Origin of the sequence: Methylobacterium sp. CB376 (assembly GCF_029714205.1) — a bacterium.
Classification (GTDB): Bacteria; Pseudomonadota; Alphaproteobacteria; order Rhizobiales; family Beijerinckiaceae; genus Methylobacterium.
In genome coordinates, this window is sequence record NZ_CP121648.1 from 7334944 (window position 1) to 7360942 (window position 25999).

The window sequence follows — 25999 nt, forward strand, 5'->3', positions numbered from 1 at the left end:
GGCCTCGCCGCCCCCCCGGAGGGGACCCCGCCGGGCGCCTCTCCCCCCAGTCCGCGGCCCTGCGCGAACCCGGCCCGGCGCGGGGAAAACGGGTCCGGCGGGGCCGTGGGACTCTTGCGCGGAGAACGGCCGCTCCTGTAGGTTCACCCCCGTCGCAAGCGCTGTCACGAAGCGGCGATCATCAGCAGCAGAGAGGCACTGGACGCGCGGTCGCACGGCCGAACGCAGACGGCTGCGTGCGTCCTTGCCGCTGATGGGTGGGGGAATTCGGAGGCGGCGATGACGGATGCGGGCCCGAGCTGGACGAAGGAACGGGTCGAACTCCTGAAGCGGCTGTGGGGAGAGGGGCGCAGCGCGAGCCAGATCGCGGCCGAGATCGGCGGCGTCTCGCGCAATGCGGTGATCGGAAAGGTGCATCGGCTCGGCTTGGCCGGCCGGGTGCTGAAGTCGAACGGGGCGCCCGCGCCGGTGCCGCGCAGCCGCGCGCCGAGCGAGGAGGAGCGCCCGCCCGCCCAGGCGCCGGTCCCGACCATGGTGGCGCCCGCGCCGGCCTCGCTGGCGCTGGTGCGCGCCGAGCCCCCGCCGTCGGCGGAGGCGGCGCTGCCGCTCTCGGAGCGGGTGACGATCATGGAGCTGCGCGAGTTCATGTGCCGCTGGCCCATGGGCGACCCGGCCTCGCCCGATTTCCGCTTCTGCGGCGCCCGCTCGATCACGGGCCTGCCCTACTGCACCCACCACGCGCGCATCGCCTACCAGCCGGCGACCGAGCGCAAGCGCAGCGACCGGCGGGTCGTGGCCTTCCGCTGAGCCCCGTTCGCCGAACCCGTCACCGGTTCGGCGGCGACGACCCGGCGGCGAGGCCCCGGCGGGCCTGCGCGGCGCGATCCTGCCGGGATCGCGTCCTGGGAGGGTCGTCCTGGGAGGGTCAAGCGTGCCGTCGCCGCGCGCAGGGCGGACCCTCGCGGCCGACGCCGCCGCGATGCCGTCCGCCGATGCCGGGCCTCGATGCGGCCGGGGCGCTCAGGAGGCGCCGTTCGCGAACATCTCGTCGAAGGAGTAGCCCGAGCCGCGCACGGTGCGGATCGGGTCGGGGCGGCGCGGCCGGTTGATCGCCTTGCGCAGCCGGCCGATATGCACGTCGACCGTGCGCTCGTCGATGTAGACGTCGTGGCCCCAGACGCCGTCGAGGAGCTGCTCGCGGGAGAAGACCCGGCCCGGGCTCTGCATCAGGAATTCGAGCAGCTTGAACTCGGTCGGGCCGAGATGCAGCTCCCGCCCCTCGCGCCGCACCCGGTGGCTGACCCGGTCGAGCTCGATGTCGCCCGCCACCAGGAGATGCGCCACGTGGGCCGGCTTGGCGCGGCGCAGCAGCGCCCGCACCCGCGCCAGCAGCTCCGGCACCGAGAAGGGCTTCACGATGTAGTCGTCGGCGCCGGTGGCGAGGCCGCGCACCCGGTCGCCCTCCTCGCCGCGGGCGGTGAGCATGATGACCGGCAGCCGCTCGGTCTCCCGGCGCGCCCGGATCCGGCGGCAGAGCTCGATGCCCGACAGCCCCGGCACCATCCAGTCGAGGAGGACGAGGTCCGGCACCTGCTCGCGCAGGCGGATATCCGCCTCGTCGCCGCGGGCCACGGCATCCACCGTGAAGCCCTCGGCTTCGAGGTTGTAGCGGAGCAGGAGCGTCAGCGGCTCCTCATCCTCGACGATCAGGATCCTCGTGCTCATCGACAATGCGGGTCTCCGGTCCGGTCACGCCTCCGGCGCCGGCGGCGCCACCGTGGCGAAGCTCGACCGGTCGTTCTTCGGGCGCTCGGTCGGCAGCGTCTCGCCGCTGACGAGGTAGTGGATCGTCTCGGCGATGTTGGTGGTGTGGTCGCCGATCCGCTCCACGTTCTTGGCGCAGAACAGGAGGTGCGTGCAGAAGCTGATGTTGCGCGGATCCTCCATCATGTAGGTGAGGAGCTCGCGGAACAGGGACGTGTAGAGCGCGTCGATGCCGCCGTCGCGCGCCCAGACGTCGAGGGCCACGGCGACGTCCTGGGTCGCGTAGGCGTCGAGCACGTCCTTGAGCTGCTCCTGCACGAGGTCGCTCATGTGCTGGACGCCGACCACCACCTTCTGGAGCTGGGGCTGATCGCTGATCGCCACCACCCGCTTGGCGATGTTCTTGGCGAGGTCGCCGATCCGCTCGAGGTCGCCGGAGACGCGGATCGCCGAGATCGTCTCGCGCAGGTCGATCGCCATCGGCTGGCGCTTGGCGATGAGCAGGATCGCCCGCTCCTCGATCTCGCGCTGGAGCCCGTCGAGGCGGGCATCCGCCGCGATCACGCTCTGGGCCAGGGTGCCGTCGCGGCGCACCAGGGCGGTCGCCGCATCCGCCATCATCTTCTCGGCGATCCCGCCCATCTCGGCGATGCTGCGGCGCAGGTTCTGCAGGTCCGCGTCGTAGGAACTGACGATGTGATCCGACATGGCGCTCGTCCTGCTCGCAAGGGGGAGGGTCAGCCGAACCGGCCGGTGATGTAGTCCTGGGTCTGGCGCTTGGTCGGAGTCATGAACAGCCGGTTCGTCGGCCCGAACTCGATCAGCTCGCCGAGATACATGAAGGCCGTGAACTGCGAGATGCGGGCCGCCTGCTGCATGTTGTGGGTGACGATCGCGATGGTGAATTCCCCGCGCAGCTGCTCCAGCAGCTCCTCGATGCGGCCGGTCGAGATCGGGTCGAGGGCCGAGGTCGGCTCGTCGAACAGGATCACCTCGGGCTTTTGGGCGACCGTGCGGGCGATGCAGAGGCGCTGCTGCTGGCCGCCCGACAGGCCCATGCCGGATTGCTTGAGCTTATCCTTGACCTCGTCCCAGAGGGCGGCCTTGCGCAGGGCCTCCTCGACGCGCTGGTCGAGGTCGGCCCTGCCGAGCCGCTCGTAGAGCCGGATGCCGAAGGCGATGTTGTCGTAGATCGACATCGGGAAGGGCGTCGGCTTCTGGAACACCATGCCGACGCGGGCGCGCAGCTCGTTCAGGTCGATCGCCGGGTCGAGGATGTTGCGCCCGTCGAGCAGGATCTCGCCCTCCGCCCGCTGGTCGGGATAGAGCGAGTAGATCCGGTTGAAGGTGCGCAGCAGCGTGGACTTGCCGCAGCCCGACGGCCCGATCAGCGCGGTGACCTGCCGGTCGTGGAAGTCGAGGTTGATGTTCTTCAGGCCCTGGAAGGTCCCGTAGTAGAAGTTGAGGTTCTTGACCGCGAGGCGGACCGGGGCGGTCTCGTCGGCCGCGCCGGATTTGACGACCGGTGCGGCGGTGGCGGAGGCGCTCATCGGGGTTCTCCGGAGGATCGTCGGCGGGGGGCGGCGCGGTCTCAGCGGCCCCTGCCGCCGCGCAGGAACAGGCGGGCCGCGATCGACAGGCCCAGGATGGTCACGGTGATCAGCAGGGCGCCCGCCCAGGCGAGTTGGCGCCAGTTCTCGTAGGGCGAGAGGGCGAATTGGTAGATCATCACCGGGAGGTTGGCGACGCCGCCCATCAGGTTGGGGCTGAACCAGGAATTGTTGTTGAGCGCCGTGAAAAGGAGCGGCGCCGTCTCGCCCGCGATGCGCGCCAGGGCGAGCAGGATGCCGGTGACGATGCCGGCCTGCGCGGCCTTCCAGGTGACGGCGCGGATCACGATCGAGGGCGGCGCGCCCAGGGCCGCGCCGGCCTCGCGCAGGGAGCCCGGCACGAGGCGCAGCATGTCCTCGGTGGTGCGCACGATCACCGGCGTCGCGATGATGGCGAGCGCCACGCCGCCGGCCCAGCCCGAGTAGCCGCCCATGGTGCGCACCATCACCGTGTAGACGAAGAGGCCGATCAGGATCGAGGGCGCCGAGAGCAGGATGTCGTTCAGGAACCGGATCGCGTCGGCGAGCTTGGCCGTGCGCCCGTACTCGGCGAGGTAGGTGCCGGCGAGCACCCCGACCGGGGTCGCCACCACGATGCCGATCAGCGTCATGACCAGGCTGCCGAGGATGGCGTTGGCGATCCCGCCCCCCTCCGAGCCGGGACCCGGCGTCACCTCGGTGAACAGGGTCGGCGAGAGGCCGCGCAGGCCCTCGACGATCAGCATCAGCAGGATCGAGCCCAGCACGATCGCGCCGAGCGCCGTCGCCGCCGTGCAGAGGATGATCAGCAGCCGGTCGGCGGTGCGCCGGCCGGCGCGGACGCGGCCCCAGGCTTGGCGCGCCGGTTCGGCGGTCGCGGCCTGGCCTGCCGTGGCGAGGGTGGTCCGGGCGTCCATGGCATCAGAGCTCCGTCGGGCGGGATCAGGCGACCTTCACGCGGCGCACGAGCAGCCGGGCCACGATGAGGACGATGAAGGTGACGACGAACAGGATGCAGCCGAGCGCCAGCAGGGCGTGCAGCTGCATCCCGTCCGCCTCGTTGAACTCGTTGGCGATGCGCGACGCGATGGTCGAGCCCGGGTCGAAGATCGAGGGCGACAGGCGGTTCGCGTTGCCGATCACGAAGGTCACCGCCATGGTCTCGCCGAGCGCCCGGCCGAGCCCGAGCATGATCGCGCCGATGATCGAGACCGAGGCCTGCGGGACCAGCACGTGGCGCACGACCTCCCAGGTGGTGCAGCCGATGCCGTAGGCGCTTTCGCGCAGGACGGTCGGGATCTGGTCGAGCATGTCGCGGGTGATCGAGGCCACGAAGGGCACGATCATGATGGCCAGGATGATGCCGGCGGTCAGGATGCCGACCCCCGAGGGCACCTGCGCGTAGAGCAGCGTGCCGACGACAGGCAGGCCCTCGACGAGGTTCGAGACCGGCACCTGCACGAAGCGGGCGAAGAGCGGGGCGAACACGAACAGGCCCCACATGCCGTAGATGATGCTCGGCACCGAGGCGAGCAGCTCGATCGTCATCGCCACGGGCTTGCGCGCCCAGCCGGGGCAGAGCTGGGTGAGGTAGATGGCGATGCCGAGGGAGATCGGGACGCCGATCACCAGGGCCAGGAAGGCCGAGACCAGGGTGCCGATGATGGCGACGAGGGCTCCGTACTCCTCGCGCCCGACATTCCAGGCGCTCGAGGTGATGAAGCCGGGCCCGAAGGCCTGGAAGGCCGGCCAGCCGCCGTAGACGATCGAGGCGAGGATGCCGGCGAGCACCAGCAGCACCAGCAGCGCCGAGCCGAAGGCGGCGGCCTGGAAGAGGCGGTCCGCCAGGGGGCTCGGCGCGCCGCGCGCGGCCTTGGGGGCGGTGGCGAGAGCGAGGTGTTCGGACAACGCGACCATCCGGATTTCCCTTCAGTGAGCCGCCTGTAGCGCGCGGAGCCGCCCGACGCGAGCCGTCGATGGGGCGCCCCCTCCGGCGCGAGGGCCGGAGGGGGCGCCGGGTTGCGGCTCACATGCCGAGGACCGGCTTGCCGTCCTTGCCGGTGACCTTCTTCCACTCGTCCTGGATCAGGCCGACGACGGCGTCGGGCAGCGGCACGTAGTCGAGGTCGCTGGCGAGCTTGTCGCCGTTCTTGTAGGCCCAGGAGAAGAACTTCAGCACCTCGGCGGCGCGGGCCGGGTCGCTGGGGCTCTTGGGCACCAGGATGAAGGTGGCGGCGGTGATCGGCCACGCCTTCTCGCCGGCCTGGTTGGTCAGCGCGATGCCGAAGCCCGGGGCGGACTTCCAGTCGGCGTTGGCGGCGGCGGCCTGGAAGGCCTCGTCGCTCGGCTCGGGGAACTTGCCGGCCTTGTTCTGGAGCAGCGCCACCGGCAGCTTGTTCTGCTTGGCGTAGGCGTACTCGACGTAGCCGATCGCGTTCGGCACCTGCTTCACGACGGCGGTGACGCCCTCGTTGCCCTTGCCGCCCTGGCCGGCCGGCCAGCTGATCGTCGTCGAGGCGCCGAACTCCTTCTTCCAATCGGCCGACACGTCCGACAGGTAGGTCGTGAAGATGCTCGTCGTGCCGGACGCGTCGGAGCGGTAGACCGGCGTGATCACCGCGTCGGGGAGCTTCACGCTCTCGTTCAGCTTGGCGATCCTGGGGTCTGACCACTTCTTGATCTTGCCGGCGTAGATCTCGGCGAGGAGCTCGCCGGTGAGCTTCACCTCACCCGACTTCACGCCCTGGATGTTCACGACCGGGACGACGCCGCCCATCACGGTCGGGAACTGCACGAGCCCGTCCTTCTCGAGGGCCTCGCCCTTCAGGGGCGCGTCGGTGGCGCCGAAATCGACCGTGCGGGCCTGGATCTGCTTGATGCCGCCGCCGGAGCCGATCGACTGGTAGTTCAGGCCGACGCTGGCCTCCTTGCGGTAGGCCTCGGCCCACTTCGAGTAGACCGGGAACGGGAAGGTGGCGCCGGCGCCGGTGATGTCGGCCGCGAGGGCGGCGGTGGCGATCTGGGCGGTCGCGAGCCCGATGGCGAGCGCGGTGGCGAATCGTTTCACGAAAGCTCTCCGTGTTCCGTCAATCTGACGCGCGGTCTGGGTCTCGCCTCGGGGCGAGAGGCTGTCCATCGCGGCGCGAGCGGTAGCCCCGCACGACGCCGCCCCTATGACGGTTGCATGACGGTTGCATGACATCGCCCTCGCCCTCCGCTCGAAGTCGCCGGGAGCATGGGACGGTCCGGGGGGCTCGCGCGTTATCCTGCCATGGCAAGCTGGGAGCAGGTGAGGACCCCGCCGTGCAGGAGGCATCGACGACCGGGAGCGGGAACGGGCACGATTCGGAGCGCGCGGCGCTGCTCGCGCTGCATGCGGAGCGGGAGGGGCTGGAGCGCCGGCTCGCCCTCGCGCGCCAGCAGCGGCTCTACCTGTCCGATCCGGAGGCGATCGCGGCGGCCGAGGCGGAGGAGCGGGACCTCCTGGTGGACCTCGACCGGCTCCTGACGCGGATCCGGGCGGCGGAGTACCGGCGCCGGCCCGGCGGCCGGCCCTGGTAGGAGCGCCTCGGGGGATCCGGCCCGGCAACGAGCCCGGCTCGGGCGAGAGTCCGGCTCGGGAACCTTGGCCGTGCTTCGGCCGTTGCCCCGGCGCGAGGCCAGGTTGCGGCCTCGCGCGTCACACGGGGTAGAGGAGGAGCCGATGGCGATCGAGCAGGCGGGAGGCGCGGCGAGGGGCGGGCCCGGGGGGACCGCGCCGGAGACCGCTCGCGGCGGCGACCGGCGCCCCGGGCGCGCCTGACCTCCCCGCCCCCTCGTCCCCGGGCGGAACCGTCCGCCCCCGCCCCTCCCAGCGAAGAGTCCCCCCATGCTCTACCCGAATGCCGCCACCCTCGCCCCGGCCGAGCCCAAGCCCTCCCTGCCCTCCACGGTGCAGCAGCACCTCGGGCGGCAGCTGCGGGAGGCCTACGCGGCGATCGAGACCGCCACCCCGGACACGGTCCTGGCGCTGATCGAGCGGCTCGAAGCCGCGCTCGCCGCCCAGGGGCGCAGCGTCGAGCCGGAGTTCCGCGACGGGCTCCTCTCCGCCCTGCCCTCGCTGCGGGCCTTCGCGCTCTCGCTCACCAACAATTCCGCCCGGGCGGACGACCTCGTGCAGGACACGATCCTGCGCGCCTGGCAGAACCAGCACCGCTTCCAGCCGGGCACGAACCTCAACGCGTGGCTGTTCACCATCCTGCGCAACGCCTTCTACTCGGAGCAGCGCAAGCGCATGCGCGAGGTGCAGGACGAGGACGGGACCTACGCGGCGCGGCTGTTCTCGGCCCCCGACCAGGGCCACCGCCTGGACGTGCAGGACCTGCGCGCCGGCCTCGCCAAGCTGCCGCCGGACCAGCGCGAGGCGCTGATCCTGGTCGGGGCCGAGGGCCTGTCCTACGAGGAGGTCGCCCGGATCTGCGGCGTGGCGATCGGGACCATCAAGAGCCGCGTCAACCGCGCCCGCAACCGGCTCGCCGACCTCCTCGGCTACACGGAGGACGACCTCAACGGCGACCGGATGATCCAGTCCGCCATGGGCGAGGGCGCCTGACGCCGCGCCCGAGGGGTGCCGCGCCCGAGGAGTGCCGCGCCCGAAGAGCGCCACGGCCGCGAAGCCCCTCCGTCCCGGCCGGGACGGAGGGGCTTCGTCGTATCATCCGAAATCCGACGAATTGCGTCGCAATGCGGATTTCGGCTTCGCTCAAGCGCCGCGCGGGCTCGTGATCCGACGAATTGCGTCGCAATGCGGATTTCGGCTTCCCTCAAGCCCGCGCGGCGGGGTGCCTCACCGCGTGCGCTGCAACTCGCGCTCGCGGTGCCGCAGGTGCAGCAGCAGCTGGATCTGGTCGGCGGGCAGCGGCAGCCCGTCCGTCGTCTTCTCGTAGAAGGCCCGCAGAACTTGACCGAGCCGTTTCTGAATCTCGGCACCCAGTCGAGGCAGCCGGCGGTCGGGCGTCATGTCCGGCGTCACGGCGTCCTGCTCCATCGCGATCCCCCTGCGCGCTCAGGGGCCCCGGCAACGGGGCGCCCCGCGAGCCGAGAGGATCGGCCCCCATGGTTAAGGAAAGGTTAACTTTCAGACTTCGTTCACCATGCCGGCGCCCGGAAGCGGGGCGGCGCGACTCCGCTCACCCGAGCTTAACCATCGCCGCCGGGCTGTCCAGGGCGGGAGCCCGGCGAGCCCGCCTCAGGCCTCGGCGGCCTGGAGCAGCCGCGCCGCGGCGGCGCGGGCCTCCTCGGTGACGGTGGCGCCCGCGAGCATGCGGGCGATCTCCTCGCGGCGGGGCGCCTCGGCGAGGCGCGTCACCCGGGTGGCGACGCGGTCGGAGCCCTTCACGGCCTCCTTGGCGATCAGGAAGTGGCTGGCGGCGCGGGCGGCGACCTGCGGCGCGTGGGTGACGGCCACGACCTGAACCCGGTCGGAGAGCCGGGCGAGCCGAGCCCCGATCGCGTCCGCCACCGCGCCGCCGACCCCGGTATCGATCTCGTCGAAGATCAGGGTCGGGGCGGAGCCCTTGTCGGCCAGCACGACCTTGAGGGCGAGCATGAACCGCGACAGCTCGCCGCCCGAGGCGACCCTCATCATCGGCCCGGGGCGGGTCCCGGGATTGGTCTGGGCCCAGAACTCGACCCGGTCGAGGCCGGCGGGATCGCGGCTCGCCTCGTCGGTGGCGATCTCGGTGAGGAAGCGGGCGCGCTCGAGCTTGAGCGGCGGCAGTTCCGCCTGCACGGCCTTGTCGAGCTTGCCCGCCGCCCTGCGCCGCCCCTCGCTGAGGGCGCGGGCGGCCTTCAGGTAGGCCGCCTCGGCGGCGGCGAGGTCGGCCTCAAGCCGCCCCAGGGTCTCCTCCCCGGCATCGATCGCCGCCACGTCCGCGGCGTAGCGCTCGCGCAGGGCCGCGAGGTCGTCCGCCGCCACGTCGTACTTGCGGGCGGCCGCCCGCAGGGCGAACAGGCGCTCCTCCACCCGCTCGAGCTCGCGGGGATCGAATTCCGCCGCCTGCAGGGCGTGTTCGAGGGCGTCGCGGGCCTCGTCGAGGGCGACCAGGGCGGCGTCGAGGGCGGTCACGCAGGGATCGACCAGGGCCGGCGCCTGCGCGGCCCGGCGCTCCAGCTTGCGCAGGGCCGCCGAGAGGTGGGCGGCGGGGGAGCCCTGGCCGCCGACCGCGTCGAGGGCCTCGTTGAGGTCGCGGGCCACCTTCTCGCCCTGCTGCATGGCGGTGCGGCGCTCGGCGAGGTCGGCCTCCTCGCCGGGCTTCGGCGCGAGCGCGCCGAGCTCCTCCACGGCGTGGCGCAGGAAATCCGATTCCTTGCGGGCGGCCTCGACCCGGACGCGGTGCTCGGCGAGGCGCGCGCGCGCCTGCCGCACGCCCCTCGACGCCTCCGCCACCGCCGCCTGCCGCTCCTGCAGGTTGCCGAAGGCGTCCAGTATGGCGCGGTGGGTGGTCGGGTCGGCGAGCGCCCGGTCGTCGTGCTGGCCGTGGATCTCGACGAGGGCCGCCCCGATGGCGCGCAGCACCTGCACGCCCACCGGCTGGTCGTTGACGAAGGCGCGGGTGCGCCCGTCCGCGACCTGGACCCGGCGCAGCACGAGGTCGCCCTCGGTGTCGAGGTCGGACGCGGCCGCGATGGCGCGGGCCGGGTGGTCGAGGGGCACGTCGAAGACGGCGGTGACCTGCCCCTGCGCCTCGCCGTGGCGCACGAGCCGGCCGTCGCCGCGCCCGCCCAGGGCGAGCGTGAAGGCGTCGAGCAGGATCGACTTGCCGGCCCCCGTCTCGCCGGTCAGCACGCTGAGGCCGTCGCGGAAATTCAGCTCGAGCTTGTCGATCAGGACGATGTCGCGGATGGCGAGCTGAACCAGCATGCCGCCTGGCCGGGTCTCTCTGAGTGCGGAACCGCGCGTCTCTACAGGAGGACGGGCCGCGGCGCGAGGGGGACGCGCGGCCGCACGCGCGGCCATTCGCCCGAGCGCCGGGCGCGAGCGGCGGTGGGCCGGCCCGGGATCCGGGACCCGCCGGCGGCGCGCCGCCGGCGGTCGCTTCCGCCTACTGCGCCTCGGCGGTCTCGATCCCCACGATGCCGCGGAAGGCCTTGCTGATCCACGAGGACTTCTCCTCGCGGGGCTCGACGCCGCCCGATTGCAGCAGCGCGTAGGCGTCCTTGTACCAGGGCGAGTCGGGGAAGTTGTGGGCGAGCACGGCGGCGGCGGTCTGGGCCTCGGCCACGATGCCGAGCGCCATGTAGGCCTCCGCCAGGCGCTCCAGCGCCTCCTCGGCGTGGCGGGTCGTCTGGTACTTGCTCACCACCTCGCGGAAGCGGTTGATCGCGGCCGGGAAGTTGCGCCGATCCAGGTAGTAGCGGCCGACCGTCATCTCCTTGCCGGCCAGCTGGTCGCGGGTGATCTGGATCTTGGCCTTGGCGTCCGCCGCGTATTCCGAGGTCGGGTACTTCTGCACCAGCTCCTGCAGGGCGGCGAGCGCGCGCTCCGAGCGCTCCTGGTCGCGGGTCACGTCCGGGATCTGCTTGTAGTGCGACATCGCCAGGATGTACTGGGCGTAGGCCGCGTCCTTGCTGCCCGGATGGCGCTGCAGGTAGCGCTTCGCCGCCGTGATCGCGTCCTCGTACTTGGCGCCCTCGTAGTTCGCGTAGGCCGTCATCAGCACGGCTTTGCGCGACCAATCCGAGTAGGCGTATTCCTTGTCGAGGTTCTGGAACCGCTTGACCGCCTCGTCGTAGTCGTGGTCCTCGAGCTTGGCGAGGCCCTCGCTGTAGATCTTGTCGGCCGGGCGGCGCTCGATCACCTCCGGCTTGTACTTCTCCGGTCCGAACGGATTGATCGAGTCGAGCGCGTCGCAGGCGCTCAGGCCGGCGCCGCAGGCCGCGAGCAGCGCGACGCGAAGAACGGCACCCTTCGCACCGCGAAGCGAGGAGGCGAGAGGCATACGGTTCATCCTCAGGCAGGCGGCCCGCGCGGGCGCCGCGTTTGTCGATCCACTCCGCCCGCGGGTCCTTGACGGTCCGAGGCGCGGCGTCGACCTGTGCGGGGTGATTTGGGCGCGAAAACGGCGCGGTCCCCGCAGGGAAGGCCGGTCGGCAGGGCGGCGCGGGGTCAGGTCCGGCGGAAAGCTGCGCGCTGTGGCTTCGGTGCCACCTTCGGCCGCCAGGGCCGGTTGCGCGGAAGGGGCTGCCTCAGAGATCGGGGGCGTAGGCTGCCGCGCCGAGGCCGACGCCGAATTCGGCGAGGACGGGCTCGCGGCGGCTGCCGGCCGCCTCGACCACCGCGTAATTGGCGCGGTCCGCGAAGAGGGCGTCGAGGACGGCGACGTTGAGCCCGTGGCCGCCGCAATAGGATTGGTAGGCGCCGAGGATCGGCAGGCCGGCGAGGGCGAGGTCGCCCACCGCGTCGAGGAGCTTGTGGCGGACGAACTCGTCCGGGTAGCGCAGGCCCTCGGGATTGACGACGCCGCCGTCGCCGACCGCGACGGTGTTCTCCAGAGAGGCGCCCAGCGCGAACCCGGCTTTCCAGTAGCGCTCCACGTCGCGCATCATCCCGAAGGTGCGGGCGCGGGCGATCTCGCGGCGATAGGCGGCCGGGGTGAGGTCGAGGGCCTTGCGGCTGCGGCCGATCACCGGGCTCTCGAAGTCGATCTCGACGTCGAGGCGGAAGCCGCGCTCGTAGGGACGAAGCTCCGCGAAGGCGCGGCCCTTCTCGGCCCGTACCGGTTTCAGGACCTTGATGAAGCGGCGCGGGGCGCCGCAGGAGACGAGGCCGACCGAGTCGATGGCGGTGACGAAGGGGGCGCTCGACCCGTCGAGGATCGGCATCTCGGGCCCGTCGATCTCGACGAGGGCGTTGTCGACCCCGAGCCCGCGCAGGGCGGACATCAGGTGCTCGATCGTGGCGACCGCGCCGCTGTGGCGGTCGCCGATCACGGTGCAGAGCTCGGTGGCGGAGACTTGGCTGTGGTGGGCCTTGATGATGCGGTCGAGGCCGGTCGGCATCCCGGTCCGGAGGAACTCGATGCCCTCGTGGGACTCGCGGGGGTGGAGCGTGACGGTGACGGGGTTGCCGGAATGGACGCCGATGCCGGAAAGGCTCACGGCTGAGCGGAGGGTCGTCTGCTGACTCGATCTCATTCTTCAGCCCCCGGACGCGATCCACCGTCGCGTCCCGCTTGGGAGACACGCTCGAGTGAGACCCATCCGCTGTTCGAAGCCCCTTGGGCGCTTCGGCCCGTCTGCGGCCCGCGCCCCTGCTTTGCTGTTGGGACACCTATAGTCGCGCTCGAAAGCGCGGCCAAATCACGGTTTCTTACGCTCTGTAACAACGCGGCGGCCCCGTTTCGGTCCCTGATTCGCTTTATATCACAGTGCTTTAGACAAGCGCCTAAGCCCCGGGACAGCGGGTCCCGGGGTGTGTCCGAAACACCTCAATGGCGGGTCGGGATGGCGTCCGTGCGGCGCCATCGCGGCCCTCCCGGGGCGCGTTCGTCCCGGTGCGGAACGGCCCCGTCCCGTTCCGGGACGGGGCGCGTCGGGGCTCAGTTCGCCTGCCGGCGCAGGAAGGCCGGGATCTCGAGCTGATCGTCGTCCATCATGCGCGGGGCGGGCGCGGCCCGGCCCTGCGGGTCGAGGTTGCCCTGGGCCGGCCGGTAGCCCTGCGGCTGCGCCGCGTAGCTCTGCGGCGCGGGGGCGCGCGGCGCCGGCGGAGCGAGCGGGGCCTGCGGGGCGCGGGCGACCGGCGGCTGCGGCGCAGGCGCGTGCAGGCCTTGAGCGTGCAGGCCTTGAGCGTGCATGCCTTGGGCGTTCAGACCTTGGGCGTGGTGCATCGCCGGGGCCTGCATGGCCGGTGCCTGGGGCGCCGCGGCCGGTGCCTCGTCGGCGCGCAGGCCTCCGAAGCCGACCGTGGCGAGGCGGCGCAGCAGCGAGGTGCGCTTGGCGTCCGGGGCGGCCTGCTGGGGCGCGGGCTCCTCGCCACGGCTGGCGCGGATCTGGGCCTGGGCCGGCAGCGGCAGGTCCTGGACCCGCGGCATCCGCGGCGCCCGCACCACCGCCGGGGACGGCGGGATGAAGGGGGCGGAGGCCGAGACCATCGGCTGCTCGACCTGGGGCGCCGGGGCCGGCGGCTCGTAGGCCGGCATCGCCCGCGGCTGGGCCGGGGTGATCTGCACCTCGTCGTGGATCAGGGCCGGCGCCATCTCGGCGCGGGGCGCCTCGGCCATCGGGGCCGCCATCGGGGCGACCGGCTCCGGCGCCGGAGCCGGGCGCGCGGGCGCCGGCTCGGCCGCCCGGTAGGCGCCGGCCGCGGGGGCCTGAGTCTGGTTGGCGCGGGCGCGGGCCTCGGCGCGCAGCCGGTCGGCGACTTCCGCGATGCGCTGCTCGGTCTGGGCGAGGTCGGGGGCGTTCACCGCGTGGGCGGTGATCAGGGCCGGCTCGATGCCGGTCGCCACCACCGAGACCCGGATGATGCCGTCGAGGCTCTCGTCGAAGGTGGCGCCCAGGATGATGTTGGCGTCCGGATCGACCTCCTCGCGGATGCGGGTCGCGGCCTCGTCGAGTTCGTAGAGGGTGAGGTCGTTGCCGCCGGTGATCGAGATCAGCAGGCCGCGGGCGCCCTTCATCGAGACGTCGTCGAGGAGCGGGTTGGCGATCGCGGCCTCGGCGGCGCGGTTGGCGCGCTTCTCGCCCGACGCCTCGCCGGTGCCCATCATCGCCTTGCCCATGCCGCGCATGATCGCCCGCACGTCGGCGAAGTCGAGGTTGATCAGGCCTTCCTTCACCATCAGGTCGGTGATGCAGGCGACGCCCGAGTAGAGCACCTGGTCGGCCATCGCGAAGGCGTCCGCGAAGGTCGTCTTCTCGTTCGCCACCCGGAACAGGTTCTGGTTGGGGATGACGATCAGCGTGTCGACGGCGGCCTGGAGCTCGGAGATGCCCGCCTCGGCGGTGCGCATCCGGCGCACGCCCTCGAACTGGAAGGGCTTCGTCACCACGCCGACCGTCAGGATGCCCATGTCGCGGGCGGCCCGGGCGATCACGGGCGCCGCGCCCGTGCCGGTGCCGCCGCCCATGCCGGCGGTGATGAAGCACATGTGGGCGCCCGAGAGCTGGTCGCGGATCTCGTCGATCACCTCCTCGGCGGCGGCGCGGCCGACCTCCGGCTGCGAGCCGGCGCCCAGGCCCTGGGTGACGCCGATGCCCATCTGGATCACGCGCTCGGCCTTGGAGGAGGTCAGCGCCTGCGCGTCCGTGTTGGCGACCACGAACTCGCAGCCGAGCAGCCCCGACTCGATCATGTTGTTGACGGCGTTGCCGCCGGCCCCGCCCACGCCGAAGACCGTGATGCGCGGCTTGAGTTCCCGGATGTCCGGCGCTTGGAGACTGATGGCCATGATGCGCGTGCCCCTTGTGGTGTCGTGAGCGCCGACCGGCGCCGGTGTGTCGTCCCGCTCGCCCCCGGGGCCTGTTCGAGCCCGGCCGGGCGCTCGATTGCTCAGAAGCTCTCCCGAATCCAGCGCCCGACGCGCTCGATGTAGGTCGAGTCCGTGTGTCCCTTGCTCCCGTGGTGCCCCTTCGGCTCGAAATGCTCGACGTGGGAGACCTGCGGGTAGACGAGGAGCCCCACCGCCGCCGAGAAGGCCGGCCCCTTGGCGGCCTCCGGCAGACCCTTGATGCCGAGCGGCCGGCCGATGCGGACCTGCCCCTGCAGGATGCGGCGGGCGACCTCCGGCAGGCCGACGAGCTGGCTCGCCCCGCCCGTGAGCACCACCCGGCGGCCGGCCTGGGCGGCGAAGCCCGCATTGCGCAGCCGGTCGCGCACCAGCTCCAGCACCTCCTCGACCCGCGGCCGGATGATGCGCACGAGCTGCGATTTCGGGATGTGATGCGGCAGGTCGCGCTCGTCCTCGTCGACGCCGTGGACCGCGATCATGTCGCGCTCGTCCGAGGCGGTGGCCATGGCGGCGCCGTAGAGCGTCTTCAGCCGCTCGGCGGCCGCCACCCGGGTCGAGAGGCCGCGGGCGATGTCCATGGTGACGTGGTGGCCGCCGACCGCGACCGCGTCCACGTGGACGAGGTGGCCGCCCGAGAAGACGCCGACGCTGGTCGTGCCCCCGCCCATGTCGACCACCGCGACGCCCATCTCGGCCTCGTCGTCGACCAGGGCCGAGAGGCCCGAGGCGTAGGGCGTGGCGATCACCGCCTCGACCCCGAGATGGCAGTTCTCGACCGCCAGCATCAGGTTGCGCGCGGTGGCGATCTCCGAGGTGACGACGTGCAGGTCGACCCCGAGGGTCTCGCCGATCATCCCCGAGGGATCGACCACGGCGCTCTGCTGATCGAGGGAGTAGCCGGTCGGCAGGGCGTGCAGGACGGCGCGGCCGGGACTGACGCTGTGCGTGCTCGCCGCCTCCAGCACCCGCTGCACGTCCGAGCCGGTGACCGGGCCGGTGCGCACCGGCACCCGCGCCTCGAAGTGCTGCGAGCCGAGCCGCCCGCCCGACAGGTTCACGATGACGGATTGCACCTCGCACTTGGCCATGCGCTCGGCGGCGTGGACCGCGTGCCGGATGGCGTTCTCGGCGGCTTCGAGATCCACCACTGCCCCGCCCTTCAGGCCGAGGGAGCGCTGGTGCCCGATGCCGATGATGCGCGCGAGGTGCGTGCGGCCGCGCAGGGTCGACAGGGTCTCGACCGGCAGGAGCTCGGCCACGAGGCAGACGACCTTGCTGGTGCCGACGTCGAGCACCGACAGGGTCGCGCTGCGCCGCGCGGAGAGCGGCTTCAGGCGGGGCGTGAGGCCGTGCTGGAGGAGACTCATGACGCAACGCCCGCGCGGACAGCTGGGATGGGGAGGGAGGGGGCGGAGCGCGTCATGTCTCGGTCCCCTTCGCCTTCGGCTTCTTCCTCATCGCCTCCTGGCGGGCGGCGGCGCCCTCCTCGGTCAGGCGCACCACGACCCGGTCGGGCATCCGCAGGTCGACCGCGATGATGTCCTTCTCCAGGAGGCGCGACTCCGCCTCGATCCGCACGAGGCGGGCCATCGCCTCCCGGGCGCCGCTCTCCGGCAGGCGCACGTCGATGCCGTCGAGCTTGAGCGTCCAGCGCCGGCCCGAGACCAGGGTCCCGGCGCGGATGCGCTCCCGCAGCGGGCCGGCCGCGTCGAGGAGGTCGAGGTATTCCTTGGTGCGCAGGTTCGCCTCGTCCCCGACCACCAGGGGCAGGGTCGCGAAGCGCCCGTCGCGCATGCGGTCGATCACGGTGCCGTCCGCCGAGATCACCGAGATCTCGCCGTTGCGCTGCCACAGGGCGCTCGGCTCGCGCTCGGCGAGCGTGACCACCAGTTCGTGCGGGTAGATCTTGCGCACCGAGACCGAGCCGATCAGCGGCACCTCGGCCAAGCGGTCGCGCACCGCCACCACGTTGAGGAAGGGCAGCGAGTTGCGCCGGTCGATGCCCGCGGCGTGCAGGATCTCGGCCGGCTGCAGCTGCACGAGCCCGGCGATCGTGACCTTGTCGAGGCCGAACCCGGCCGCGCGGGCGACGATGTCGAGGGGCGTGCCGGAGCGCGCCACCATCTCGGCATAGGCGCCGCTCGCGACGAAGCCCGCCGCGCCGACGAGGCCGAAGAAGCCGAAGACGAGGCTCGTCCCGACGAGATGCGGCAGGCGCTGCTCGGCCGGGATCGCCACCGAGGCGCGACGCGGCCGCAGGAAGCGCGGCAGGTAGCGGCTCAGATCCCCGGGCAGCCCCCTTCCGGCCGGAGCCGCGGCGGGGGCGCTGCCGGCCGCGCCGCCGGCGGGGCCGGCGGCGATCGGCGGTTCAGGAAAGCGTCCTCCACCATCCATGGGGCGAGTTCACCGAAACTGGACCCGACGCGGGCGATCTGATCCGACGCGGACGGCCCCCGGTCCCCTGGATCCGGCGTGCCGGCGGCTCCACCTCCCGCCTCGCGCCGGGGCGTGAACCCCGACGGTCGCGGATCGCTGGAGGCCGGCACGCCGCTGCCCGGGCAGCCGAGTGCTTGATGCGCCGTTAACGCCGACTCTCGAACCAGCTGGTAAATTTTCGGTTTAATTTCGCCGGCAGACGAGGTGGCGATCCACTGGTCGCGCCGGCCGTCGCGCCCGCGCAACGCCCCGCCCCGGAGCCTAGGCCGGAACACCGATCCGTTTGATTTCCCAGTGCAATTCGACGCCCGACTGCGCCCTCACCCGCGCCCGGACCTCCTCGCCCAGCCCCTCGATCTCGGCCGCGCTGGCGCCGCCCGTATTGATTAAGAAGTTGCAGTGCATCTCCGAGACCTGGGCGCCGCCGCGGCGCAGGCCGCGGCAGCCGGCCGCGTCGATCAGCTGCCAGGCCTTGCGGCCTTCCGGGTTCTTGAAGGTCGAGCCGCCGGTGCGCTCCCGGATCGGCTGGGCCGCCTCGCGGGCCGCCGTCACCCGGTCCATCTCGGCGAGGATCGCCGCCCTGTCGCCCGGCCGGCCGCGGAAGAGCGCGCCCGTGAAGACCACGCTCTCCGGCACCGCGGCGTGGCGGTAGGAGAAGCCCATCTCGGCATGGCCGAAGCGGCGGATCTCGCCCTCCCGGGTGACGCCGCGCGCCTCGACCAGCACGTCGGTCGTCTCGCCGCCATGGGCGCCGGCATTCATGCGCAGCGCCCCCCCGACCGAGCCCGGGATGCCCCGGTAGAAGGCCATGCCGTCGAGTCCGGCCTCGGCCGCGGCGCGGGCGAGCCGCACGTCCGGCACGGCGGCGCCGGCGCGGACCGTGTCGCCTTCGATCTCAATGCTCCCGAAGGCGCGGCCGCCGAGGCGGATCACCAGCCCCCGCACGCCGCCGTCGCGCACGATCAGGTTCGAGCCGAGCCCGATCACGGTGACCGGCACCTCGGCCGGCAGCGCCCGCAGCGCGGCCGCGAGATCCTCCTCGTCGGCGGGGGTGAAGAGGAGGTCGGCGGGGCCCCCGACGCGGAACCACGTCAGGTCGGCGAGCGGGTGGTCGGGCAGGAGGCGTCCGCGCAGGCCGGCGGGCGCGAGGAGCGCGAGGAGGTCGTGGGAGGTCATGGATCCATCCGCGCTCGACACGGGGTGCCGAGCGGTCTCAAGTGTGATTGACGCGGCGTCGGTGGGTCGGACCGTGGTCTTCTCGCGCGCCGCCGCCCGCGCGCTCGGCCGCTTGCCGGGCAACGTCGAGGCCCTCATCCGGGAGAAGCTCGACCCCCTCGCGGCGGAGCCGCACGCGCTGACCGACAACGTCGCCGCGCTGCGGGGACAGGCCGGCGACCGGCTCCGGGTCGGGCCTTGGCGGATCCTCTTCACGGCGGAGGGCGATCGCATCATCGTCCACGCGGTCGGGCCGCGCGGCTCGGTCGACGAGTCGGATCCGGCGCATGACCATCGTCCGCACCAAGCCCCCGGCCGGCGAGCCCCTCGCGATCCTGTCCGAGGAGGCGTTCGAGCGGCTGCGCAGCCTGCCCGAGGAGACGGAGGACGGCCGCGTCGTCGCGGCCTCCAGGGCGCGGCTCGAGGCCGGGATCCCGGCGCGCCGGCCGGCCGCGATCGAGCGGGATGAAGCCGTCGCCGACATCGAGGTGGATGCTAGGCTGGCGCGGGCGCCGCGGATCGACGTCGAGGATCTCGTCCGGCAAGCCGGATGAGCCCGCGCGCGGTCGCGGGCGGGCACCGCGCCGGTTGGCGCCCGGGGCCGCGCAGGCCTCGCGGGGCCGCTCACGCCGCCTTCTCGCCGAGCGCCGAGAGCTCGCCCGGCAGCGCGTAGGCCCATTGCGTGATGTTGCCGGCGCCCAGGCACACGACGTAGTCGCCGGGGCCGACGAGCCCGTTGACCAGGCCGGCGAGATCCTCGCTGCGCTCCAGCGCCACCGCGTTGCGGTGGCCGCGCGACTTCAGGCCCGCCACCAGCGTGTCGCGGTCGAAGCCCTCGATCGGCGCCTCGCCGGCCGCGTAGACCGGGGCCACGATCACCGTGTCGGCGTCGTTGAAGCAGGTGCAGAAATCGTCGAACAGCGAGGCGAGCCGCGTGTAGCGGTGCGGTTGCACCACCGCCACCACATTGCCCTCGGTCGAGGCGCGGGCGGCCTTCAGCACCGCCTTGATCTCCACCGGGTGGTGCCCGTAATCGTCGAAGATCTGCGCGCCGTTCCACTCGCCCGTGCGGGTGAAGCGGCGCTTCACCCCGCCGAAGCCGGCGAGCGCCCGGCGGATCGCCTCGGGCGCGACGCCGAGCTCGTGCGCCACCGCGAGGGCCGCGGTGGCGTTGAGCGCGTTGTGCTTGCCCGGCATCGGCAGGACGAGATCCTCCATCTCCAGGCGGAAGCCCGGCCGGCGGTCGCGGATCATCACCCGGAAGCGGCTCTGGCCCCCCCTCAGGTCGACGTCGATCAGGCGGACATCCGCCTGCGGGTTCTCGCCGTAGGTGATGATGCGGCGGTCCTCGATGCGCCCGACGAGGTCCTGCACGGTCGGGTGATCGATGCACATCACCGCGAAGCCGTAGAACGGGATGTTGTCGATGAAGGCCCGGAACGCGTCCTTGATGGCGTCGAAGGAGCCGAAATGGTCGAGGTGCTCCGGGTCGATGTTGGTCACGATGGCGATGTCGGCGGGCAGCTTGAGGAAGGTGCCGTCCGATTCGTCGGCCTCCACCACCATCCACTCGCCCTCGCCCATGCGGGCATTCGTGCCGTAGGCGTTGATGATGCCGCCGTTGATCACCGTCGGGTCGAGCCCGCCGGCGTCGAGCAGCGTGGCCACCAGCGAGGTCGTGGTGGTCTTGCCGTGCGTCCCCGCCACCGCCACGCAGGACTTGAAGCGCATCAGCTCGGCCAGCATCTCGGCCCGGCGCACCACCGGCAACCGGCGCTCGCGGGCCATCGCCAGTTCCGGGTTGTCGCGGCGGATCGCCGTCGAGACCACGACGAGCTCGGCCTCCGCGAGGTTCTCCGCCCGGTGGCCGACGAAGGTGCGGATGCCCTTCTCGGCAAGGCGCTTGACGTTGTAGTTGTCGGCCGCGTCCGAGCCCTGCACCGTGTAGCCGAGATTGTGCATCACCTCGGCGATGCCGGACATGCCGATGCCGCCGATGCCGATGAAGTGGATGGGTCCGAGCTTGTTCGGCAGCTTCATGGGTCGGGTGTCCTTGGCGAACGGTCAGCGGGTCGAGGCCGCGATCGCGGTCTCGACCACCAGGGCGGCGAGGCGCTCGGCGGCGTCGGGGATCCCGGTCCTGCGGGCGGCGGCCGCGGCGGCGGCGAGCCGCTCGGGCGCGCCGAACAGGGCCTCGAGATCGGCCGCGAGCCGCTCAGGAATGAAGTCCGTTTGTGGTCGGGGAAAGGCAGCGCCCGCCGCGCCGAGCACGGCCGCGTTGGCCGCCTGGTCCTGGTCGAGGGAGCCCGGCAGCGGCACCAGGATGGCGGGCCGGCCGATCACCGCGAGTTCCGCCACCGTCGAGGCGCCCGAGCGCGCCACCACCAGGTGGGCGGCGGCCATCCGGGCCGGCAGGTCCTTGAAGAAGGGCGCGACCGAGGCCGAGGCGAGCCCGGCGCGGCCGTAGATGGCCTCGGCCCGGGCGAGGTCCTCGGCCCGGGCCTGCTGCACCACGTGCAGCCGGGCGCGCAGGGGGGCTGGCAGGCGGGCGACCGCCTCGGGCACGACCTCGCTCATCACCCGGGCGCCCTGGCTGCCGCCGAAGGCCAGGAGGTTGAGCGGGCCGTCCGGCGACAGTGCCGGGTACGGCGTGTCCGCCGCCGCCAGCACCGCCGGGCGCACCGGGTTGCCGGTGTGGACGCGCCGCGCGCCCGCCCGCGCGGGCACGCCGCGCACCTCGGAGAACCCGGTCGCGATCACCGAGGCGCCGCGGGCGAGGAAGCCGTTCGCGCGGCCCATGACGGCGTTCTGCTCGTGCAGGAGGGTGGGCACCCTCAGCATCTGGGCGGCGAGGAGCGGCGGCACGGTCGGGTAGCCGCCGAAGCCCACTACCACCGCAGGGTTGAGCCGCCGCACCGCCCGGATCGCCGCCGCGAAGCCGCGGCCGAGCGTCAGGAAGGCCGCCCCGCGGGCGAGCGGCGAGCGCCCCGAGGGGGTGGCCGAGGGGATCGACACGATCTCGGAGGCCGGGAAGCCGCCCGAGAGCGCCTCGACCCGGCCGTCGCTGGCGAGCACCACCCGGATGCCGCGGTCGCGCAGGCGCAGCGCCAGGGCCTCCGCCGGGAAAAGGTGCCCGCCGGTGCCGCCGGCGGCGAGGAGGACGAGGGGTTGCGCGACCGTCATGGCGGGCCTTCCATCTCCGATGCCGGCCGCTCTTTAGGCAGGTTCGGCCGCAAGATCACCCCCGGGTTGCGTCCCTTCGGGGGCGCGCGCGCCGGCGGGCCTGCCTCACCGCGCAAGGCCCTCGTCGCGGTTGAGGAGGGCGGTGCGCGGGCGGCGCCGGGTGAGCGCGACCAGGAACCCCATCCCGAGGGCGAGCGAGATCAGCGACGAGCCGCCGGAGGAGATGAAGGGCAGCGTCATGCCCTTGGCCGGCATCAGGCGGACATTCACCAGCATGTTGATGCAGGCCTGCAGTCCGAACAGCGTCGTCAGGCCCGTGATGGCGAGCCGGCAGAAGATGTCCTCGCTGCGCCGCGCCAGCGTCAGCCCGCGCATCACGATGAAGGCGAAGAGCAGGACGACGCCGATGCAGGCCAGGGTGCCGAACTCCTCGCCCGCCACCGAGAAGATGAAGTCGGTATGCGCGTCCGGCAGGTGGCGCTTGGCCACCCCCTCCCCCGGGCCGGTGCCGAACCAGCCCCCCATCAGGAAGGATTCCTTCGACCAGAAGCCCTGGAAGTTCTCGGTCGGCTCCTTCTCGAGGAAGCGGTGGATGCGGTCGCGCACGTGCGGCAGGAACTGGTAGGCGGCCCCGACGCCGAGCAGGCCCGCCCCGCCGAGGCCCCCACCCAGATCCAGTGCAGGCCGGCCACGAACACCATGCAGCACCACACCATGGTGAGCAGCATGGTCTGGCCGAAATCGGGCTGCAGGATCAGCGGCACGATGGTCATCGGCAGCAGCATCACCGCGAGCGTGCCGCCCGGCATGTCCCGGCGCCGCGCTCCCTCGGCGAAGGCCCAGGCGGCCAGCACCACGAAGGCCGGCTTCACGAATTCGGAGGGCTGGACGCCGATCGAGCCGAACTGGATCCAGCGATGCGCGCCCTTGATCTCCGGCCCGTACTTGGTGGCGACCACGCAGAGCACGATCCCGATCAGGTAGGTGACGAGGGCGAGCCGGCGCACGTGGCGCAGCGACAGGAACGACACCGCCAGGATCAGCCCGATCGAGGGCACCAGGAACATCACCTGGCGGTTCAGGAAGTGGAAGGTCGGCAGGCCGAGGCGCTCGGCCACGGGCGGGCCGCCCGCCATCAGGAAGACGAGGCCGATCGTCATCAGCGTGCCGAGGCCGGCGAGCAGGGCCCGGTCGACGGTCCACCACCAGTCGCCGAGATGCGAGCGTTCCGCGCGGGAGATCATGGGGTCGGGGATCCTCGCTGGCGGGCGGGCGGCCGCCCGCCGGGCCGCCGCCTGCCGGGCGTCCGCGGCCTGCGCCGCCACGGCGGGCCGAGCCGCGGGCGGCCTCTCCATCCCCTGAGGATCGGGCCGAATGGTAAACCGCGCGTTTCCGCGCCGCCCGGAACGGCCATCCTCGGCGCGAGGGGGCGATTTCCCCCTGGACAGCGGCTCCCCGCTCGCCACATTCCGGCGTGACGGAATCAGGGAGACCGGCATGAATCCGCTGAAGGCGCTGCATGCGGAGCAGGGTCAGGCCGTGTGGCTCGACTTCGTGGCGCGCGGCTTCGTCGCCGGGGGCGACCTGCAGCGCCTCGTCGCCGAGGACGGTCTGCGCGGCGTCACCTCCAACCCGGCGATCTTCGAGAAGGCGATCGGCCACTCGGACGCCTACGACGCGGCCCTGCGCGAGGCCGGCGACGGGGCGGTGATCGAGCTCTACGAGGGGCTCGCCATCGCCGACATCCGGGCGGCGGCGGACGTGCTGCGGCCGGTCTACGACGCCTCCGGCGGGCAGGACGGCTTCGTGAGCCTCGAAGTCTCGCCCTACCTGGCGATGAACACCGCCGAGACCCTCGAGGAGGCGCGCCGCCTCTGGGCCGCCGTCGGCCGCGACAACCTGATGATCAAGGTGCCGGCGACCCCCGAGGGGCTGCCGGCGATCCGGGCCCTCACCGCCGAGGGCATCAACGTCAACGTCACCCTCCTGTTCTCGCAGGAGGTCTACGAGGAGGTGGCGACGGCCTACATCGCGGGCCTGGAGGAGCTCGCCGCCAGGGGTGGGCCGGTCGGCCGGGTGGCGAGCGTCGCGAGCTTCTTCGTCAGCCGCATCGACTCGGCGGTCGACGCGAAGCTCGACGCGCGGATCGCGCGGGCGGGCGGCGACGAGAGGGCCGCCCTGGAGGGGCTGAAGGGCAAGGTCGCGATCGCCAACGCCAAGCTCGCCTTCCAGCGCTTCCGGCGGCTCTTCGCCGGGCCGCGCTGGGCGGCGCTGGCGGCCAAGGGCGCGCATCCCCAGCGCCTGCTCTGGGCCTCCACCGGCACCAAGAACAAGGCCTACTCGGACGTGCTCTACGTCGAGGAACTGATCGGGCCGGACACGGTCAACACCATCCCGCCCGCCACGATGGACGCGTTCCGCGATCACGGCCGGGTGCGGGCGAGCCTGGAGGAGGATGTCGGCGGGGCCGAGCGGGTGCTCGCCGACCTCGCGCGCGCCGGCATCGGCCTCGACGCGGTGGCCCGGGACCTCGTCCGCGAGGGCGTGCAGCTCTTCGTCGACGCCGCCGACAAGCTCCTCGGCGCGGTGGCGGCCAAGCGGGCGCAGATCCTGGGCGACCGCCTCGACCGCCAGGCCCTGTCGCTCGGCGCCCTGCGAGAGGGCGTCGACAGGGAAGCCGAGCGCTGGCGCGCCGAGGGGCTGGTGCGCCGCCTGTGGCAGCGCGACGCCTCGGTCTGGACCGGGGCCGACGAGGCGCGCTGGCTCGGCTGGCTCGACATCGTCGCGGACCAGACCGCCCGGGCCGGCGACTACGCCGCCTTCGCCGAGGAGATCCGCTCCGAGGGGTTCACGGACGCGGTGGTGCTCGGCATGGGCGGCTCCAGCCTCGGGCCCGAGGTGCTGGCCGAGACCTACGGCCGGCGGCCCGGCTTCCCGCGCCTGCGCATCCTCGACTCGACCGACCCGGCGGAGGTGAAGGCCGTCGAGGCGGCGGTCGACCTGCCCCGCACCCTGTTCATCGTGGCGTCGAAATCCGGCTCGACGCTCGAGCCGAACGTCTTCCGGGACTACTTCCTCGCCCGCATGCGCGAGGTCGTGGGCGAAGCGGCCGGGCGCCACTTCGTCGCCGTGACCGATCCGGGCTCGGCCATGGAGAAGGCCGCCACCGCCGACGGTTTCCGGCGGATCTTCCACGGCGTGCCGGAGATCGGCGGCCGCTACTCGGTCCTCTCGGCCTTCGGGCTGGTGCCGGCGGCGGCGAGCGGCATCGACGCGGCGGCCTTCCTGGAGGGCGCGCGCCGCATGGTGCGGGCCTGCGGCCGGGACGTGCCCCCGGCGGTCAATCCCGGGGTCCAGCTCGGCCTCGCCCTCGGGATCGCCGCGCGGGAGGCGGGCCGCGACAAGGTCACGCTCGTGGCCTCGCCCGGCATCGCGACCTTCGGGGCCTGGGCCGAGCAGCTCATCGCCGAGTCGACCGGCAAGGAGGGCAAGGGCCTGATCCCGATCGACAACGAGCCCCTCGGGGCGCCCGAGGTCTATGGCGGCGACCGGTTCTTCGTCTACCTGCGCCTCGACGACGGCGCCGACGCGGCCCAGGATGCGGGCGTGGCGGCGCTCGAAGCCGCCGGCCACCCGGTGGCGCGGATCGCGCTCGCCTCCCGCGAGGGCTTGCCGCAGGAGTTCTTCCGGTTCGAGATCGCCACGGCGGTCGCCGGGGCGGTCCTCGGCATCAACCCGTTCGACCAGCCCGACGTCGAGGCGAGCAAGATCAAGACGCGGGAGCTGACGGAGGCGGCCGAGCGGGACGGCGCGCTGCCCCCGGAGACGCCGCTGGCGCAGGATGCGGGCCTCGCCCTCTACACGGACGCGGCCAATGCGCAGGCGCTGCGCGAGGCCGGGGCCGCGGACCCGGAAGGCCTGATCCGCGCGCTGATCGGGCGGGCGGGCGCGGGCGACTACGTCGCGCTCCTCGCCTACGTGGCGCGCAACGCGGAGAACCTCGCCCCCCTGCAGGCGGCGCGCCTCGCCCTGCGCGACGGAAAGCGGGTGGCGACCTGCGTCGAGTTCGGGCCGCGCTTCCTGCACTCGACGGGCCAGGCCTACAAGGGCGGGCCCGACAGCGGCGTCTTCCTGCAGATCACCGCCGAGGGGCCGGACCTGCCGATCCCCGGCCGCGCGGTCGGCTTCGGCACGGTCCTTGCGGCGCAGGCGCGGGGCGATTTCGGGGTCCTGTCGGAGCGCGGGCGGCGGGCGCTGCGCGTCCACGTCAAGGGGGACCTCACGGCGGGGCTCGATCGAATCCGCCGGGCCCTGACCTAACTG

General features: G+C 72.8%; 22 protein-coding genes and 1 pseudogene. 5 read left to right on the forward strand and 18 right to left on the reverse strand.

Features of this window, described 5'->3' with window-relative positions; translation table 11 throughout:
- Positions 1-279 precede the first annotated feature (279 nt).
- Positions 280-807, forward strand: a complete 528-nt coding sequence (locus tag QA634_RS33760) for a GcrA family cell cycle regulator (RefSeq protein WP_012336311.1) — start codon at positions 280-282, stop codon at positions 805-807.
- A 213-nt stretch (positions 808-1020) separates the two neighbouring features.
- On the opposite strand, the gene phoB is transcribed toward QA634_RS33760, so the two are convergent.
- From phoB to pstS, 6 genes are all read right to left on the reverse strand, one after another.
- Entirely contained in the window at positions 1021-1725 is a 705-nt protein-coding gene (gene phoB / locus QA634_RS33765) for a phosphate regulon transcriptional regulator PhoB (RefSeq protein ID WP_012336312.1), read from the reverse strand.
- A gap of 24 nt (positions 1726-1749) precedes the next feature.
- Positions 1750-2472, reverse strand: coding sequence for a phosphate signaling complex protein PhoU (gene phoU, locus QA634_RS33770; protein WP_012336313.1), 723 nt, complete (start codon positions 2470-2472; stop codon positions 1750-1752).
- 29 nt (positions 2473-2501) lie between these two features.
- Entirely contained in the window at positions 2502-3314 is an 813-nt protein-coding gene (gene pstB / locus QA634_RS33775) for a phosphate ABC transporter ATP-binding protein PstB (protein ID WP_012336314.1), read from the reverse strand.
- Between the two features lie 41 nt (positions 3315-3355).
- The gene (pstA, locus tag QA634_RS33780) at positions 3356-4270 is read right to left on the reverse strand and encodes a phosphate ABC transporter permease PstA (RefSeq protein WP_012336315.1); all 915 of its coding nucleotides are present in this window, start codon (positions 4268-4270) and stop codon (positions 3356-3358) included.
- Between the two features lie 25 nt (positions 4271-4295).
- The gene (gene pstC / locus QA634_RS33785) at positions 4296-5270 is read right to left on the reverse strand and encodes a phosphate ABC transporter permease subunit PstC (protein WP_012336316.1); all 975 of its coding nucleotides are present in this window, start codon (positions 5268-5270) and stop codon (positions 4296-4298) included.
- A gap of 109 nt (positions 5271-5379) precedes the next feature.
- Positions 5380-6420, reverse strand: a complete 1041-nt coding sequence (pstS, locus tag QA634_RS33790) for a phosphate ABC transporter substrate-binding protein PstS (protein WP_012336317.1) — start codon at positions 6418-6420, stop codon at positions 5380-5382.
- Between the two features lie 236 nt (positions 6421-6656).
- Here pstS and QA634_RS33795 point away from each other — a divergent pair, with 236 nt between their 5' ends.
- Positions 6657-6914: a hypothetical protein gene (locus tag QA634_RS33795; protein ID WP_012336318.1), complete on the forward strand. Its 258-nt coding sequence runs from the start codon at positions 6657-6659 to the stop codon at positions 6912-6914.
- A gap of 307 nt (positions 6915-7221) precedes the next feature.
- On the forward strand, positions 7222-7944 hold the full coding sequence (locus QA634_RS33800) for a sigma-70 family RNA polymerase sigma factor (RefSeq protein ID WP_012336319.1): 723 nt from the start codon (positions 7222-7224) through the stop codon (positions 7942-7944).
- A 234-nt stretch (positions 7945-8178) separates the two neighbouring features.
- Here QA634_RS33800 and QA634_RS33805 read toward each other — a convergent pair whose 3' ends face one another.
- The 9 genes from QA634_RS33805 to QA634_RS33845 form a co-directional block, all read right to left on the reverse strand.
- Entirely contained in the window at positions 8179-8379 is a 201-nt protein-coding gene (locus QA634_RS33805) for a hypothetical protein (RefSeq protein ID WP_012336320.1), read from the reverse strand.
- Between the two features lie 201 nt (positions 8380-8580).
- A complete protein-coding gene (gene recN / locus QA634_RS33810) occupies positions 8581-10254 on the reverse strand; it encodes a DNA repair protein RecN (RefSeq protein WP_012336321.1) in 1674 nt (557 codons plus the stop codon).
- A 181-nt stretch (positions 10255-10435) separates the two neighbouring features.
- Positions 10436-11332 (reverse strand): outer membrane protein assembly factor BamD, encoded by an 897-nt coding sequence (locus QA634_RS33815; protein ID WP_012336322.1) that lies wholly within the window; start codon positions 11330-11332, stop codon positions 10436-10438.
- 247 nt (positions 11333-11579) lie between these two features.
- Positions 11580-12527, reverse strand: coding sequence for a UDP-3-O-acyl-N-acetylglucosamine deacetylase (lpxC, locus tag QA634_RS33820; RefSeq protein WP_012336323.1), 948 nt, complete (start codon positions 12525-12527; stop codon positions 11580-11582).
- A gap of 404 nt (positions 12528-12931) precedes the next feature.
- Entirely contained in the window at positions 12932-14782 is a 1851-nt protein-coding gene (gene ftsZ, locus QA634_RS33825) for a cell division protein FtsZ (protein ID WP_012336324.1), read from the reverse strand.
- A 101-nt stretch (positions 14783-14883) separates the two neighbouring features.
- The gene (gene ftsA, locus QA634_RS33830; RefSeq protein ID WP_012336325.1) at positions 14884-16209 is read right to left on the reverse strand and encodes a cell division protein FtsA; all 1326 of its coding nucleotides are present in this window, start codon (positions 16207-16209) and stop codon (positions 14884-14886) included.
- Positions 16210-16261: 52 nt separating this feature from the next.
- Complete coding sequence (locus QA634_RS33835) at positions 16262-17236, reverse strand: cell division protein FtsQ/DivIB (protein ID WP_012336326.1); 975 nt, start codon at positions 17234-17236, stop codon at positions 16262-16264.
- Between the two features lie 303 nt (positions 17237-17539).
- The gene (gene murB, locus QA634_RS33840) at positions 17540-18454 is read right to left on the reverse strand and encodes a UDP-N-acetylmuramate dehydrogenase (RefSeq protein WP_012336327.1); all 915 of its coding nucleotides are present in this window, start codon (positions 18452-18454) and stop codon (positions 17540-17542) included.
- Between the two features lie 37 nt (positions 18455-18491).
- Positions 18492-18782, reverse strand: a complete 291-nt coding sequence (locus tag QA634_RS33845; protein ID WP_043701887.1) for a hypothetical protein — start codon at positions 18780-18782, stop codon at positions 18492-18494.
- Here QA634_RS33845 and QA634_RS33850 point away from each other — a divergent pair.
- Positions 18781-19047, forward strand: a complete 267-nt coding sequence (locus tag QA634_RS33850; RefSeq protein WP_012336328.1) for a hypothetical protein — start codon at positions 18781-18783, stop codon at positions 19045-19047. The genes QA634_RS33845 and QA634_RS33850 overlap by 2 nt on opposite strands.
- A 70-nt stretch (positions 19048-19117) precedes the next feature.
- Here the strand turns inward: QA634_RS33850 and murC are convergent, their stop codons facing one another.
- The 3 genes and pseudogenes from murC to QA634_RS33865 all read right to left on the reverse strand — a co-directional run bounded on the left by murC (position 19118) and on the right by QA634_RS33865 (position 22920).
- Positions 19118-20533 (reverse strand): UDP-N-acetylmuramate--L-alanine ligase, encoded by a 1416-nt coding sequence (gene murC, locus QA634_RS33855; RefSeq protein ID WP_012336329.1) that lies wholly within the window; start codon positions 20531-20533, stop codon positions 19118-19120.
- A gap of 24 nt (positions 20534-20557) precedes the next feature.
- The gene (gene murG, locus QA634_RS33860; protein WP_012336330.1) at positions 20558-21676 is read right to left on the reverse strand and encodes an undecaprenyldiphospho-muramoylpentapeptide beta-N-acetylglucosaminyltransferase; all 1119 of its coding nucleotides are present in this window, start codon (positions 21674-21676) and stop codon (positions 20558-20560) included.
- Positions 21677-21781: 105 nt separating this feature from the next.
- Positions 21782-22920, reverse strand: a pseudogene (locus QA634_RS33865) (FtsW/RodA/SpoVE family cell cycle protein).
- A gap of 253 nt (positions 22921-23173) precedes the next feature.
- Between QA634_RS33865 and QA634_RS33870 the strand changes: the two are divergent.
- Positions 23174-25996, forward strand: a complete 2823-nt coding sequence (locus QA634_RS33870; RefSeq protein ID WP_012336332.1) for a bifunctional transaldolase/phosoglucose isomerase — start codon at positions 23174-23176, stop codon at positions 25994-25996.
- Positions 25997-25999: the final 3 nt, after the last annotated feature.

What these genes read in the sequence shown, in the direction of transcription:
- QA634_RS33760 (WP_012336311.1), top strand. Translation starts at nt 280, where the DNA reads ATGACGGATGCGGGCCCGAGCTGGACGAAGGAACGGGTCGAACTCCTG.
- phoB (WP_012336312.1), bottom strand. Translation starts at nt 1,725, where the DNA reads ATGAGCACGAGGATCCTGATCGTCGAGGATGAGGAGCCGCTGACGCTC.
- phoU (WP_012336313.1), bottom strand. Translation starts at nt 2,472, where the DNA reads ATGTCGGATCACATCGTCAGTTCCTACGACGCGGACCTGCAGAACCTG.
- pstB (WP_012336314.1), bottom strand. Translation starts at nt 3,314, where the DNA reads ATGAGCGCCTCCGCCACCGCCGCACCGGTCGTCAAATCCGGCGCGGCC.
- pstA (WP_012336315.1), bottom strand. Translation starts at nt 4,270, where the DNA reads ATGGACGCCCGGACCACCCTCGCCACGGCAGGCCAGGCCGCGACCGCC.
- pstC (WP_012336316.1), bottom strand. Translation starts at nt 5,270, where the DNA reads ATGGTCGCGTTGTCCGAACACCTCGCTCTCGCCACCGCCCCCAAGGCC.
- QA634_RS33800 (WP_012336319.1), top strand. Translation starts at nt 7,222, where the DNA reads ATGCTCTACCCGAATGCCGCCACCCTCGCCCCGGCCGAGCCCAAGCCC.
- QA634_RS33805 (WP_012336320.1), bottom strand. Translation starts at nt 8,379, where the DNA reads ATGGAGCAGGACGCCGTGACGCCGGACATGACGCCCGACCGCCGGCTG.
- recN (WP_012336321.1), bottom strand. Translation starts at nt 10,254, where the DNA reads ATGCTGGTTCAGCTCGCCATCCGCGACATCGTCCTGATCGACAAGCTC.
- QA634_RS33815 (WP_012336322.1), bottom strand. Translation starts at nt 11,332, where the DNA reads ATGCCTCTCGCCTCCTCGCTTCGCGGTGCGAAGGGTGCCGTTCTTCGC.
- lpxC (WP_012336323.1), bottom strand. Translation starts at nt 12,527, where the DNA reads ATGAGATCGAGTCAGCAGACGACCCTCCGCTCAGCCGTGAGCCTTTCC.
- ftsZ (WP_012336324.1), bottom strand. Translation starts at nt 14,782, where the DNA reads ATGGCCATCAGTCTCCAAGCGCCGGACATCCGGGAACTCAAGCCGCGC.
- ftsA (WP_012336325.1), bottom strand. Translation starts at nt 16,209, where the DNA reads ATGAGTCTCCTCCAGCACGGCCTCACGCCCCGCCTGAAGCCGCTCTCC.
- QA634_RS33835 (WP_012336326.1), bottom strand. Translation starts at nt 17,236, where the DNA reads ATGGATGGTGGAGGACGCTTTCCTGAACCGCCGATCGCCGCCGGCCCC.
- murB (WP_012336327.1), bottom strand. Translation starts at nt 18,454, where the DNA reads ATGACCTCCCACGACCTCCTCGCGCTCCTCGCGCCCGCCGGCCTGCGC.
- QA634_RS33850 (WP_012336328.1), top strand. Translation starts at nt 18,781, where the DNA reads ATGACCATCGTCCGCACCAAGCCCCCGGCCGGCGAGCCCCTCGCGATC.
- QA634_RS33845 (WP_043701887.1), bottom strand. Translation starts at nt 18,782, where the DNA reads ATGCGCCGGATCCGACTCGTCGACCGAGCCGCGCGGCCCGACCGCGTG.
- murC (WP_012336329.1), bottom strand. Translation starts at nt 20,533, where the DNA reads ATGAAGCTGCCGAACAAGCTCGGACCCATCCACTTCATCGGCATCGGC.
- murG (WP_012336330.1), bottom strand. Translation starts at nt 21,676, where the DNA reads ATGACGGTCGCGCAACCCCTCGTCCTCCTCGCCGCCGGCGGCACCGGC.
- QA634_RS33870 (WP_012336332.1), top strand. Translation starts at nt 23,174, where the DNA reads ATGAATCCGCTGAAGGCGCTGCATGCGGAGCAGGGTCAGGCCGTGTGG.